This is a genomic window from Leptospira fletcheri (assembly GCF_004769195.1).
Taxonomy (GTDB): Bacteria; Spirochaetota; Leptospiria; order Leptospirales; family Leptospiraceae; genus Leptospira_B; species Leptospira_B fletcheri.
In genome coordinates this window covers 1-13,721 of record NZ_RQET01000012.1, presented here as the reverse complement: position 1 = coordinate 13,721, position 13,721 = coordinate 1, and the positions used below count along the sequence as shown (strand labels likewise).

Below are 13,721 nucleotides of genomic sequence, written 5' to 3'. Positions count from 1 at the left end.
CTTATACTTCGAGAGCTTCCAATTCCTCCAGAGCTTTCTTTTCCTGTTCCGCGTTCGGCGGAGTTCCGTGCCAACCGGGATTGTTCTCCATAAAAGAAACGCCTTTTCCCAAAACCGTATCGAACAGGATGATCGTCGGGGATCCTTTATGAGCCTTAGCTCGCTCGAAAGCGGATAGGATCGCAGAAATATCATGACCGTCCGCTTGTAAAACGTTCCAACCGAAGGAGGCGAATTTTTTATCCAGGGGCTCCAGGTTCATCACGTCCTTTGTGAAGCCGTCGATCTGGATTCCGTTTTTATCCATAAACGCGATTAGGTTATCCGTTTTATAGTGAGCCGCGGATTGCGCCGCTTCCCAAGTCATTCCTTCGCCGCATTCTCCGTCCGAAATGCAAACATAAACCTTATAATCTTTTTTTGCCAAACGCGCCCCAAGAGCGATTCCGACGGAAACCGACAAGCCTTGCCCGAGTGAACCGGAAGAGCTTTCCACTCCCTTTAGGTATCTGGTGGAAGGATGTCCCTGTAATTTGGAATTGATGTTTCGAAAGGTAAGAAGTTCCGACTCGGGAAAAAAACCCGACTGCGCCATCGCGGCATAGCGGACGGCGCAAACATGTCCGTTGGAAAGGATCAGACGATCCCTATCTTCCCAATCCGGATCCGTAGGTTTATGATTTAGAATTTTTTTATAAAGAACGGCGTAAATGTCTGCGAGTCCTAAGGGACCGCCCGGGTGGCCCGATTTTGCCGCGGTCACCATTTTGATCACGTTTTTACGAATGTTATTCGCGAATTCTTTGAGTTCCTTAATCTCGCTCATTTCGACCTTCTAAAATTGCCCCGACTTAATTCCCGGAACGGAATAGAAATAATCCGGAGAGATATACGAGGGTATATAATGGTAGAAAAACAAAGTTGAGTTTTCGATGGAATCCTTTTTTTCCCGCAAAGCCGGACCAGCCAGTCAGGAGCATCAAGACCAAAGCCAGAGCGGCAAAAGCGCGGTGTGTGTCGATGATCGTTCTGTCGAAGACCGGCACGAAGCCAGCGGAGTCCAAGCCCCCGAACAAATATTTTAAGGACAGAAGATAGATCGCAGCGCAAAGATTAAAGAGGATACCGATCGTATTAAAAATTCTGTGAAGACGATTGTTCCGAAAGCGGAACCAAAATCCGACATAGAACGCGAGAATGGAAATCGTCATCCCTAGATTTACGAGGAAAAGAGGCATGCAATACAAATCCCCCATTCTAGCGCCAGGAGAAAATCCTTTTTAATCGGTTGACCCCGGAAATCCGCTCGAAATACTGGTTACGAGTCCAAACGCTGCCTTAGCTCAATTGGTAGAGCAGCTGACTTGTAATCAGCAGGTTGGGGGTTCGATTCCTCTAGGCAGCTGATCGGGCGGATTCACCCTTTCCAAAAATCTCGGGTAGGTACTCAAGCGGTCAACGAGGGCAGACTGTAAATCTGCTGGCCAAGCCTTCGAAGGTTCGAATCCTTCCCTGCCCAATAATCTTCCCCCTAATACGACAAAGCGAAGGATTCGAATGGAGTCAACCGTCCGCGATCCATAGAGAGCGGTGCGAGACACGATGTCGAGCAAGTACGACGGGGAGCCTACGCGAGCGAGGCAGGAATGCCGAGCGACGGGGAGGCGAATCCTTCCCTGCTTCAATCATCTTCCCCTTACCGAATTTATTTCCCAACCGAATACGGAAGCTTGGGCTCTTGTTGCAGGGAGAAATTTCCGAGAAATTTAACGAACTCTAAAAGACTTCCTTTTCTGTATTCGAAACTTCGCAACGCGGTAGCCGGATTCGTGAGACGAACCAACATCTCTTTCCAAACCTGGGAATTCGCATATACGAGTATATTCGGATTTTCGGAAATACGCTCTTCTATTTCGGCCACGCCTCTCCGCAAGTGGACCGTAAACTCCTCGCCGGTGTCCGTAAATTTGATCGAGACTTTTCCTTGTAGATCGGCGCTTTTAACCGGATCTAAACGTGCGGAAAGATTCGAAAAGAACACGGAAAGAGGATAACGTTTCAACAATTCCGGACTGGGTTTTACCTGTAGCTTCGCCACGAAATCGTCACGGATTTCGAGCGCTTCCGTTAAGTAATAATGACGCGCGTTCGCATTTTCGTTTCCTTCTCCCAAGGATCGTAAGGATCGAATCCGAATCTCTTTCCCGTCTCGATTTTCCGGATCGATTCGCAGAATATATCCGCTTAATTGAAGTGCCGCTTGATACTCGCCTTTTTCCAATTTTCTCCTAGCGATCGTGACCAAGATATCCTTTCCCCCGGCGAGTTCCGAAAAAAGCGCCGCTTGCTCCTTTCTTGTCAGCGGTTCCAGTTCCGAAGAATCGCCGGAAAACCAACCTAGATTTCCCGCGAACATGGATCTCACCGACCAGGATACTTTTCCGTATACCTCCTGCAGATAAGGGGAAGAGGCCAGGTGTTTCGGCAACTTTACGAATTCCACAAGATCGTCGGGATGCAGACCTAAGTTGATCCCGCGCAAAGATTGGTCATGAACGTATTGGATCGCATCCCGATAGTCCGTTAGAATTCCATAAATCTCCTTGGCTCCGCTTAAGGGTCTACCGTGGCTCGGGACCACGAACTCGGGTTTCAGAGATCTCGCTAGGTCGATGGACCGATACCAGTTTTTTAAACTCCTAAACCAGGTCCCGCGGATCGTATAAAGATTCGGAAAGGACTTATAAAAATTATCTCCCATCAAAAGCGTCTTTTGCTCCGGAAGCCATACGTAGATTTGGTCGTCCGTTTCTCCGGGAGCGTGAATCAATTCCATTTCGATTCCGGCCGCCTTTACGGAAAGTCTATCCTCGAACGTTTTCGTAGGCGGAAGGAAATCTATTTTCGTGGAAGCCGTATACCCTTGGTAAGGACCGATCCCTACGTTTTCCACTTCCTCTTTACGCAAATAATTTCCGAACATACGGGCGCTTCTACTTCCCACTGCTATCGCGGTTTCGCTCGCGAGTCTTTCCACATTCGCTTTTAGATCTTTATGTGCGTATATTATAGGTGAGGATCCTCTCGCAAAAACAGGACCGCCGAAAATATGATCCGGATGACTATGAGTATAGATGATCGCTTTTACGGGCAAGTCGGAGATCTTACGGAATTCAGTAAAAACCTGCTCCGCGGATTTGAGGTCGTCCATCGTATCCACTACGATGACACCGTCCTTTCCAGTTATGAATATCGAATTTGCGATTCCGTATCCTACAGCGGAATAGATGCCGGGTGAGATCTGATAAATTCTCTTTTCAAACTCCCGATCGAATTCCTTCAAGCCACCGACCGTTTCTTTCTTCGATTCCTCCGAAGTACGGCATGTGAAAAAGGAACCCGTCTGGAAAAATAAAAAGCAGAAAGCGAGAAATCTGTATTTGAGCACGAACGCCTCCTTTGTTTTTCGCATATCCGCGATGGCGGTCTTCTTTTTACGAAAAATCTATCCCTTTTCCCAGAGGACGTTCGAAGGCTTTATGGAAACATTATAATATTCTTTTCCTTTTCTGATTTCGATGTAAGTCCGATTCAAGACTTTTCTGAAAACCACGAAATCAAGATTCCAAGGTCCTAAAATGCCGACCGGTCCGAATATAGGCTGGGAATCGGTCACAGTCACGGACGGATCGATTCCTTGGGGCGGCGGAATTTCCTTCCACATCCATTTTGCGTTCACGGGCAGATAAGCCGAATCCGCAAAAGCATAACTGGCATCGTCTTCCTCCTCGTTCACTGCGGAAAGGATCTGTTCCAAAGTACCGGGAAGTGTCTCCTTGCAAAACTGAGGTTGGATATTGGGGGAACCGAAAAAAGGTCTTCGAATCACTTTACAGATATATTTCGTTTTTTCCGGTAAGACCAAATTCGCATCTCGATCGCGTACGTCCCAAAAAGGGAATCGAGTCTTATCCTCCGGAGGAAAAAGCTTTGCCAGGATCCCAGCGGATTCGGTTTCCTCCTCGACCACGTCGTCGTCTTTATCCGAACTTCCCGCGCTCGATCGGGATAAAAAATTCTCCGCGGCTTCCCTTCCTCCGCCCTGAGTTACAAAGGAAAAAATCGGATCCGGATTTTCTCGCATCAGAATTCGGATAGCCGGAAGGTAAGGCATTGCCCAGTCCCAATCATTCGTTTGGCAGACTTTGCGGAAAAGAACCTCCGTTTCTTCGTCTCCGTTGTATGTTTCCGAAGGAAAAGAACAGGCCTCTTTCCTTCTATCCATCAGCAAAAGATTCTTAGCGGCCTCGAAACGCCCTCTCTTGGCATTGGAATACGTGGAACTCATCAAAAAATAACGCGCACTAGCCTCGAAACGGCCCCTATTTCGAAGAAACTTCGCATATAAGTAGAGGATATCCGACTTGGAATCCGCGCTCAGAGATTTGGACTTTCCCGCCAAAAAAATCCTACGATACGGAGTTCCCCGTCCTGATTGGAGAGAGGACCCGACCCAGAGAGGCAAAGCGATATCCTTGGACAGAAGTTCCTTTTCCGTCAAATAAGCGAAGATATGGTCCCAACCTTCATAGTCTTTCGTTTTCATCTTTACCGAATAACAGAGTCTGATTAAGGCCAGATTTTCCTTTTTAGATAAGGAACGATACGGTTCGGAAATCTCGGGAGAAATCGCCTCCGAAGAAACATTAGGTTCCGTCTTGGTTTCCGGAACGGAAAATGCCGAAGTGTTCTTGGAGCATGCCTGCGTCACCGCGATAAGAGAATATGGGCTGATTCCCAGTCCCTGGGAGAGGTTCTTTACGAAAGAGGACCATTCCCCTTTTTTGTTCCTGGTCGTCCCCGCCCGGATCTGGTACTGTAAGGCGGGAACGTATTTGTTGAATTTCTCGTACAGAAAATAGAGTCTCGTGGAGGCAGTCCTTCTCACGTCGGAACTAGACCCAGTCCTGGAGACTTCCTCGTACAAAGGTATCGCGAAAACGGGAGATTGTTTCTCCAAAGAGTACGCATCCTCGTAATTTACCGCCGAGAGAAAAGTTGGAATGAATACGGAGAAGAATACCGGAAAAATAGTACATTTGGAAAACCTAAAATACATTTTTCAGGATCTCCTTCTTCGCGTCGGCCTTATGAATCAATGGGCAGATTTCCGTGGGTACATGAGAAGGATGAAACAATTCTCCCGTTTTTTTAGGGCAATCGGGACCGGGCAATTTTCCAGACTCGGAACAAATCGACAAGGAAACGGCTCTTTGGGAAAAAGAATATTTTCTTCTTTCGCCCCGGTCCGCCGACTCGGCAGTGTCGAATACCTTCGCGATCGTTCCCCAGAGAGGAGCGGCAACCGTTCCGCCTAACGCGGAAGAGCCCATACCGTAACTAGGAGAGTCGTAACCGATCCAAACGGCCATAGAAAGTCCCGGACGTACTCCGACGAACCAAGCATCGCGATATTCGTTCGTGGTTCCGGTTTTACCGGCCACTTCTCCCCTATATCCCGTATTTCGAACGCCGGCATGATTTGCGCTTCCGTGTAACAGATCGACCATGATCTCTGCGGCGGGAGGCGAAATCGTCCTGCGTTCTTTCGGCCAGCGCAAATTGAATTCGTCCTGCTCTCTTCTTTGATAAACGACATTTCCGGAACGGTCGGTGATTTTTTCTATTAGATGCGGTCGGACGATGTTTCCGTCGTTCGCAAAGGAGGAATACGCCGAGGCCATTTCCAGCGGAGAAAGTTCGAGCGAACCCAAAGCCAGCGATAAGTCCCTTCTAAACCGGTTTTTCAACACCTTCTCTTCCGGAAAAAAGAATCTTCCGAAGGTTTCCGAGATTTCGGAAAGACCCAATTTTTCGGCGATCTGTACGGCGGCGGTATTTTTCGATTTCGCCAAGGCCACGCGAACGGAAATATCTCCGTCGTATTGGCTACCGATATTCTCCGGCATCCAATTGGATGTAGCATTCCGATAGATCAGAGGCGCATCCAAAATATGGGTAGCTGGTGTCACGAATCCTTTGTCGATCGCTTCGGCGTACAATATCGGTTTTATCGTTGAACCTGTCTGACGGAACATACCTGTCGCTCTCGGAAACTGGTTGTCCGACTTGAACTCCGTTCCTCCGTGCAACAGAAGTACGTCCCCTGTTTGCGGATCTACCGCAACGACGGCGGCTTGCAATCCGCTATCTCCTCCGGCACGGAATCGATCCGTGTCCAGAAACAATTCGAGAGCGGGAGAAAGATCCGCCGCGAGATTTCGGAACGGAACGGCTTCGCTATCTTTTCCTTGTCCGGTCAGCCTTTGCTTTCTCACAGCGCCGGACCGGACAAGGGAATCCACATGAGATTTTACGATTCTCTGTAATTCGGTTTGCACCGGCTGGGAGATGGTCGTGTGAACGGAAAAACCGCCCGTCTCATAGATATTCGCGTCCGGGTACAAGCCTTGCAGAAATTTACGTACATGCTCAGTGACATAGGGAGAATCGTCCTTTCGATTTCCGTAAACCGTTTCTCCGGGAGAACGAGTGTGAAAGGAAACATATAGATCCCGCATGATCGGACGAAGGTCCTCTCTCAAAGCGCCGTCGTTTTCCAAGGATTTCAAAATCGCTTCCACTCTACCTAAAGACAGATCCGGATTTTTCAAAGGAGAATACCGGTTCGGTGCGGAGGCCAAAGAAGCGAGAATGATCATCTCGGAGAGATTCAAATCCTTCGGTTTTTTTCCGAAGTAAAATTGGGAAGCGCTATCAAAACCGAAGGCCCCGTGTCCCAGATACACGTTGTTCATATAATGCAAAAGGATTCTCTGTTTGTCCAACTGCGATTCGAGAGCGTACGCGAGCTGCGCTTCCTTTAATTTTCTTCCCAAGCTCTTTTCGCGATCGTTCAATAAGATCCGCGAGAGCTGTTGAGTAATGGTGGACGCACCCTGCTTGAATCTGAGACTTGTTACGTTCACAAAAAAGGCTCGAAGAACCGAGGAGTAATGGATTCCGCCGTGAGAATAAAAATTGCGATCCTCCACAAGCAGCACCATCCGCTTCAGGTTTTCCGGATACGCATCCCATTCCAGATTGCTGGTCTTCTTGCCGAAAATTTCGGATACTTTCTTTCCGTCCCTGTCGTAAATCACCGTCGGCTGGTGGATGTAAAATACGCTCAAAAGTTCTTCGACTTCCGATTCCCTCTGGACGACCCCTATCCAAAAGAATATTAGAAAAGCAAGAAATACCGGAATCGGAAAGACTAAAAGCCAGAAATTCGCGCGAAAACGGGGAAGTCGGAATTTTCTTCCTCGATCCAAAAGTCTTTCCGCCAAAGTTCGAACAGGATGTCCGCTCCGGGACGCTTCCCCTTCCCGCATTCTGATTTTTTGGAACCAAGGTCGATCTTCCGGCAAATCGGTCTTCGGAGATTTCCAGGAATCGATTTTCTTACGGAATCTATCCGCAAAGGAAAACGGTTCCTTCTCTATCATCGGAGCCGCATCGGTCGACGTCTTCTTTACGACAAAAGGTTCCGGATCGGGTTCACGAACGGAGGGTTTGTGCTCGGGAGAAAATTCGGATTGGTGTCTTGCCACCTGACCTTCGGAGACCGGCCTGTGAGCTAAGCGAACGAGGGACTTGTGCCCGCAGCGATAACAGGTCAGCCGAAAAACCATCTCGGTCGGAACGCTCTCCGGTAGACGGGATAACGTACCGCAAGCGGGGCACTCGAATTTAGATTCGAAAAGAGTACGAATTCCTGTCTCCAGCATCAGTAGTACTTTCGGAGAAAATGCGTCCGCCTACAAGCACGAAATTCATGGTTGGGATTAGGGAGCAACCTTTCGCGGAGTCAATACCAGGACCTCGGCCTGTAGAAAGTCCTCCTCTCCCGGTCCAACGCTTTGGTTTACGGGAAAAACGCTGATTACCAATACCTTCAAACCCATCTGCCTGAGCCGAAACGGAACGCCCATCCCTTGATCGCTGTGAAACCTGCCGTTGATATGAAATATTTTTCTTCCCATAGCATAAAAGGCTTCCGCGATCGCGTCCGCCATACTTGCATCCCATAGATATTGGGCATCCATAAAGTTGCCGAGATTCGCGGTAGAACCGTGATGCCCCAAGGCGGCTTTCAATTTGGACTCGTACTGTTCCTGTCGATGGAGTCCGATCAGATATTTAGGAGGCAAAAAAGGACTGTGCAATCGAAACAAAGAAGAAAGCCCTTTCTGCGAAACCAGATTCGCGTATCTCCTAGGCACATTCGACGCGATCACCGGCAATTTCCTGCTCTTCGCATATTCCACTAAAGGGTGGTAATCCGACAGATAATTCGGCCAAAATACCGTTCCGTTCAGATAACCTTTTTCCGTCAGGTCCCCTTTTAGAAATTCGTTCAATATTCTCTGCTGGTCCCGTTCCAACATTTCGAGAGAAAGCGCGAAAGAAAATTTTTCCGATAACTTCTTTAAGGTCTCCAATTGCCAAACATGACCGGCCGTATCATCATGCTCTTCGCCGATCAATACCGCATCCGCATCGCGTACCTTGGACTCCAAGATTTCCTGAGAAATCTCCTTTTTCAAAACCGAGTCGAAGATCCGAACCTGAGAAGTTTCGTTTGTTTGAGCGCCTAGAGCGAGCGGAAAGAAAAAAAGAATCAAGGCTTTGCGAAATGACATACCGTAACCGAAAATCTGATTCCGAAAGGATCTCCCCTCTTTACGGGTTTTTGCAATGAAATCTCCGATTCCGAATCGGAAAAAATCCCCTAGACGGAATCATTCGGATTGCAAAAGGGATCTATCTCGGATTTAAAGGGTTGCTCCATTGCTGGGAATAATAGCTCTCCGCTTGAAGGGGACTAGGTGCGCGGGTAAAATCCATTTTTTTCACCTGGGACCCGTCCGGATAATTCCCCATGGAGAAACTCCCGTTGCCGGTTCCTAATGCAGTCGCAGAACCTGCTCCGTTAAATGCATAATCCGTGAGCGCGTCCAATTGCCTCCATACCCCGTAAAAATCCAAACCGTTCAACGCTCCGATTCCGATGATGGTGTCTTTGATCGGAACGTAATGGTCCGCCTTTAAAGTGTATCCTCCGAACGAATCTGTATAGATGATCTGGTAGGACCGTTCCGTCGAAGGAATGGAAGTAACGTTATTAAAAATATCGATCGCCATACGATGATCGTTAGTGTCGTCTTCCTGATGGACCTGGACGATCAATTTGGTCGCAGTGGTAAAATCCGTGAGATTCGAATTCGTGGTGTTAAACGAATACCAAGGAGCCGCGAGATACATGAAAGACCCGGAACTACCCCAAGATTGTTCGAAAAGCCCCTTATGGGCCATATAAGGAGTGGCTCCTCCCCCGTACGAATGCCCCATGAATCCTACTTTTCTCGTATCGATCCGGTTCGGGTATGTGTCCACCGCGTATTTCAGCCCTGCCCACATGATATCGTAATTCTGCTGAGGCGGTCTAGTGTCGGAAAAATAAATGGGGAATACTACGACATATCCTTTGGAAACGTAAAAGTCGATCAAAGGGTAGTACGGCTCCGCGGAAGGGGAGCTGAATCCGTGAAATAGAAACAAGACGGGAGCGGGATTGGTCTGATCGGAAGGATAGTAAACACAGACCCTTCGATCCGCAATCGGGTTCTGCAATGCGTTTACCGAAACTTGGTGAGTTCCTCTAGCTCCGTATCCTGCGGAAATGGCGGGGACAGGGCCTTGAGGATTGATTCCGGTAATCGCGCAGTTATTGATCAGATACGGATAAGAAAGGACCAAAAGAACGTCCTGTAACAATTCCGTATTACTCAGCTTATCGTCCTTTTTAACACAATGTAAAAAGAAAACTCCCACAAAAAGGGAGCATAAAAACCTAAGGGCCATATGCTCACCTTTCGCGGCGTTAACGCAAAATCTATCCTAAATTTTCCCGGATCATTGCACTTGGAATTCCCGGGAAGTTCCAGTGAATTTCTGGTACGTCCAAAATATTCCCCAAAATTGCTTTGCGAGCCCGTTATAAACGATTCTGTATGTGCCCGATGCGGCGTTTCGAATCAACCATGTAATCGTAACTTCCGAAGTGGGGGACAAATCACCTCCCGTTCTGAGCCAATCCAAAGAAGTGTAGGGGTCTCCGTCGTCCGCGACTCTGGTCCATCGGCCCGAAGGATCCTTTTGCTGGACTTCCAAATACGTGTATTTATCCGGATCGTAATAGGAGCCGAGGGTCCCGTCCAATTTCTTATCCTGCACCACACGCGGGTGAGCGCCCTGAAAACGGACGGAAACCTTATCCTTAGCTCTATTATAATTCGCTAAAGCATCCGTGAGTACGGACCCGAAATTGCCTCCGTCATTCACGACTCCGTTCTGAGACAACCAGGTTTGGATAAACTGTTGGTTGGAAAGATCGGGCGGGTTGGGTCCAGGATCTCCTACCGTACCCGAAACCAGATTTTTAGTGATCCGATCGAACTCCTGCTGTAAAGCCGCGGAGGCCCAAGGTCCGTAGACGGTAAACCCTCCCTCGAAATGCTGAGCGGAATACTCCTCACGAGTAACGAGATATTGCGCATATGTATTGGCCATACTGGCGACCAGAATCGTGGAAACGCCGACGGAAGCCAGAGTCGCGCTCACTCGATCCCGCAATCTTCTTCCCACCATAGTACTCAATTCGAAGGGGGCGGCCAAGATTCCCACTCCTCCTACGGTGACTACCTGCAAAGGTAACACTACAGGAACAAAAGGAACTTGGGGGTTCGGGAACCAAAACCGGTCCACCTCTCCGACCGGGAGAAGAGTGAATTTCTCCTGATCGCAATCCTGGTATTGATTCGATCCGAGTACTGTCTGTGCCAAAGGCCAAAGAACTCCTAAAAATGACGCAGTTCCGCTGAGATTCGTTAAGTTATAATTTTGTCGAACCCATTGCCCGTTCTGAAAAACGTAATTGTTACGTATATCTCCCTGTTTTGCAAAAGCCACGGGAGCCCCTTCCACATCTCCTGCCAAAAATCCCCCGCCGACAGTCGCAACGCAAGTCGTCGCGCTCGCGGCTTGATCCCAAGGCATGGAATATTGGCCGATATAGGAGGCATTCACAGGTATTTTATCATTCCATAAAACATGGGAATGCCTATATATTATATTTCCGGAAATCGTTGAGCCTCCCGTTCCGTACAATTCCAACGCCTTATCCGCCTGCAAGCGACCGTGAACGATCGGATTTTCCATCGCGTCGAGAGTAGGATCCAGATCGTTAGGACGAAGAAACGGCTTCGTTATATCACTAGGATCCGGAGTATTCGGACTAATGTCGCCTACGGTTCCTTGTGCGAATGCTGCGACGAAATTTCCCCCTTTCAGACGCTCTATTTCGTATGCCGCAAAACCTTTATTGTCGCCATGAACTCTGGAATTCGTGATACCGAGAGAAGTTCCGTGGACGCCGAACCAGTTCAATAATCCGATTTCGGAACCGTCTATGCCGTCGAATCGGAGTAAGGTCATGGTATCATCCACGTTTTTGGAGAATTTAGCTTTGTCGAAGTTCCAATCGTATGCTCCCGAGGAACGATTCGTGATCGTATTGGCCAGAGTTCCGGACGAAACCCTGATCCTTGCGGGCTTCTCGTTATTGTACGCATTCTTAATCGATTCCGTAATTCCATTCACTACAATCGCGTAATGCACCTTATCAAAACCCATCACCCCGTTAAACGCATTGAATAATGTATACCAGGAAATATTCGAGGGAGCGGAATGGTCGTGAGTGGCGGAAATCAAAACGTTCTCCGTCTGAAACAAGGATCCGTATCCGTCCGCCTGCAGCTTTTTAATCACTCCTATTTTCACGCTCTGGTACATATGGAGCATATCCGCCGTTACGATCGCCACTCTGCCCCCACCTGCTTTTTCGATGACGAACGCCCTTGAATAGAGACGCATCGCCAAACCGTGCATCTCCGAGCCGGGATTATTGTAGCCCGTACTGGATTGGACAAAAGGTCCGGTGATATCGGATTTTGCCGCTCCTACTAGAAAAATATCCGGAGCATACGTAGCGGAAGTTAAAGACATTCTTTGGTTAGGCACCGATGTAGAGTCCAACTTAGGTGAGCCGCCGATGGCGGAAAGAACGGAAGCCTGATCGCTTTTGCCCCTATCATTACACCCCGCCAAAAGAGCGAGAGCGGAAAGAAGCATCATTATTCGTTCAAATTTATTTTTTCTCATGACATCCCTCGGAAACGGAACCGGGCTTATTCGATTTTCGACTCCGAGTCAATTGTTTTTCGAAAAAAGTCCGTAAAAGCGATTTTGCATAGAATGATCCGCGTACGACATTTCGGTTTCCGGATTTCCTTTGATTCCAAACCGTTTTACGATAGATAATATAATTAGAATGTAAGAAGAAAATGTGCAAAATAAGGGAACTGTGTGGACCCTCTTCTCATGAAGAAACTACCGGCATCCTTTTATCGCATACTTTGTTCCAATTTTTTCTCAGAGTCTTCGCCAACTCTATGGAGAGATCTTCCAAATCCTTTCTGAGACTTTCTTCTCTCGATTTTTTCTGCCACCGGATTACGTTCTCCGAAGTTTTATAAACGTTTTTAGCACCGTGAATCGCGTCCACTCTGAGCTCAACAGTTACGGTCGAAACGTATTTCGCATATACATATGGCGCAGTCAAGAAACGAAGAACTCTTACGACCAAAACCTCCGCGCCCAGGGCAGGATTGGAAAAAATACCTGCTACGCCTAACCCAAGTAGAACGCTCCCTCCTATGCCCGCGTACAAAGACGAAGGGCGAACTCTTCCAAAGTCCTTAATACGAAATGTTAATACTAAGTCGGAAGATTCGTCTCCGAAGAGGATTCCTTCCTTTTTTGCGTGTTCCACAAAAGAAGTCTCGAAGTAACTTTCGTATTCGTAAAGAGAGGAGCGAATTAGCGCCTCTGAACCGACGGGATCCGCGCCTTCCGGGATCGTCTTTATCAGGGATAGCCGGTCTATTTCGATCGTGATTTTCGGTCGATTCAAGGAAGTCGTACAAAGCGGCGTATTCGGAAGCGGCCCCCCTGTTGAAACACATCCGAATACCAAAAGGGAGACGCCCGATAGGAAAACCGAAAATCTCATTTTCCCGAGCATTTGGAAAGATTTCTGGCTAAGTGAAATTCCGCCCTTTAAATATGATTCAAATTCGAAAAATTTATAGGGACTAACCCGAAGGTTCGCCCGCAACAGGATCTCTCGCGCGCCCTGCCTTGGATTCGGCCAGCTGCTTAGGACTCGACGATCGATCATAAGCTTATTTTATGAATCAATGCTTTTCTCCATTGAAACTTCTTAAGAAAAAACCCGATAGTCGCCGAATTTTGACTGAAAGCAAATTTCAGAATGCCTTGTCACCTTGGTACATAACGAAATATATGTTCATGAACCGAAATACCTCTAAGGTTAGGAAATTTTCATCGACACAAAGCAGGTCTTGCAAAAGGATCTTAAAATAAAAATTGACCATGATTGAACCCCATCACTAGGGCATACAGCTATTCAATTAATATTAAATAAATTTTGAGAATTATTTGCTAAAAATCGATCAAATTCCACACTTCTCAAAACATCGAAGATGAGAGAATGCAACAAACTTATTTCCCAATAT

The 13,721-nt window shown here is 47.8% G+C and carries 9 protein-coding genes and 2 tRNA genes; 2 read left to right on the top strand and 9 right to left on the bottom strand.

All coding sequences use genetic code 11. From position 1 onward, the window contains the following. Window position 1: 1 nt before the first annotated feature. Both EHO60_RS14530 and EHO60_RS14525 read right to left on the bottom strand, forming a co-directional pair. On the bottom strand, window positions 2–826 hold the full coding sequence (locus EHO60_RS14530; protein WP_135768940.1) for a transketolase: 825 nt from the start codon (window positions 824–826) through the stop codon (window positions 2–4). A gap of 25 nt (window positions 827–851) precedes the next feature. Further along, window positions 852–1,238 (bottom strand): hypothetical protein, encoded by a 387-nt coding sequence (locus tag EHO60_RS14525; protein WP_135768983.1) that lies wholly within the window; start codon window positions 1,236–1,238, stop codon window positions 852–854. Window positions 1,239–1,332: 94 nt separating this feature from the next. Here EHO60_RS14525 and EHO60_RS14520 point away from each other — a divergent pair. Continuing rightward, a tRNA-Thr gene (locus tag EHO60_RS14520) sits at window positions 1,333–1,405 on the top strand. A gap of 32 nt (window positions 1,406–1,437) precedes the next feature. Continuing rightward, a tRNA-Tyr gene (locus tag EHO60_RS14515) sits at window positions 1,438–1,519 on the top strand. A 186-nt stretch (window positions 1,520–1,705) separates the two neighbouring features. Here the strand turns inward: EHO60_RS14515 and EHO60_RS14510 are convergent. From EHO60_RS14510 to EHO60_RS14480, 7 genes are all read right to left on the bottom strand, one after another. Next, window positions 1,706–3,472, bottom strand: coding sequence for an alkyl sulfatase dimerization domain-containing protein (locus EHO60_RS14510; protein ID WP_135768939.1), 1,767 nt, complete (start codon window positions 3,470–3,472; stop codon window positions 1,706–1,708). A 33-nt stretch (window positions 3,473–3,505) separates the two neighbouring features. After that, window positions 3,506–5,119, bottom strand: coding sequence for a hypothetical protein (locus EHO60_RS14505; RefSeq protein WP_135768938.1), 1,614 nt, complete (start codon window positions 5,117–5,119; stop codon window positions 3,506–3,508). Continuing rightward, on the bottom strand, window positions 5,109–7,790 hold the full coding sequence (locus EHO60_RS14500; protein WP_135768937.1) for a transglycosylase domain-containing protein: 2,682 nt from the start codon (window positions 7,788–7,790) through the stop codon (window positions 5,109–5,111). Before EHO60_RS14500 ends, EHO60_RS14505 begins: the two co-directional genes overlap by 11 nt. Window positions 7,791–7,847: 57 nt before the next feature. Further along, window positions 7,848–8,705, bottom strand: a complete 858-nt coding sequence (locus EHO60_RS14495; protein ID WP_135768936.1) for a ChaN family lipoprotein — start codon at window positions 8,703–8,705, stop codon at window positions 7,848–7,850. A gap of 121 nt (window positions 8,706–8,826) precedes the next feature. Beyond that, window positions 8,827–9,927 carry an alpha/beta hydrolase family protein gene (locus EHO60_RS14490; RefSeq protein WP_135768935.1) on the bottom strand — a complete coding sequence of 367 codons (1,101 nt, stop codon included), beginning with the start codon at window positions 9,925–9,927 and terminating at the stop codon, window positions 8,827–8,829. Window positions 9,928–9,978: 51 nt separating this feature from the next. Beyond that, window positions 9,979–12,258, bottom strand: coding sequence for a neutral/alkaline non-lysosomal ceramidase N-terminal domain-containing protein (locus EHO60_RS14485; protein ID WP_246028328.1), 2,280 nt, complete (start codon window positions 12,256–12,258; stop codon window positions 9,979–9,981). 244 nt (window positions 12,259–12,502) lie between these two features. Next, entirely contained in the window at window positions 12,503–13,195 is a 693-nt protein-coding gene (locus EHO60_RS14480; RefSeq protein ID WP_135768934.1) for a hypothetical protein, read from the bottom strand. Between the last annotated feature and the right edge of the window lie 526 nt (window positions 13,196–13,721).